The sequence below is a fragment of the Musicola keenii genome, from assembly GCF_014855505.1.
In the GTDB taxonomy this organism is placed as follows: domain Bacteria; phylum Pseudomonadota; class Gammaproteobacteria; order Enterobacterales; family Enterobacteriaceae; genus Musicola; species Musicola paradisiaca.
The window spans coordinates 1-329 of record NZ_JAAWVW010000066.1 but is presented as its reverse complement, the minus strand read 5'-3'; the positions used below and the strand labels follow the sequence as shown (position 1 = coordinate 329).

Genomic DNA, 329 nt, shown 5'->3' with positions numbered 1-329 from the left:
GCACATAACGCAGCTGCGCCGTCGCACTGAGCAGCAGCGCCGATGAACTGGACACCGTGCCGACGCTGAACCAGTTGGCCCCGCTGTCCGTCGAGTATTGCCACGCCCCGTTGCCGCTCAGCGCCGTCAGCGCAATACCGCTGACCGCGCCGCTGTCCGCATCCGCATAACCGGCAACGCTCAACAGCGACGACACCGTTGTGGATGACGAGGTGACGTTCTCGCTCGTGGAGGTCAGCGTCACCGACGCGCCGCTGGATAAGGTCGGCGCGTCATTGACGTCGCTCACCGTCAGTGACGCCTGCGCGCTGTTGCTGGAGAACGCGCTG

General features: G+C 65.7%; 1 protein-coding gene. It reads right to left on the bottom strand.

What is annotated here, in order from left to right; genetic code table 11:
* A partial coding sequence (locus HEP82_RS19875; protein ID WP_192459616.1) for a hypothetical protein occupies positions 1 to 329 on the bottom strand: 329 nt, incomplete at both ends.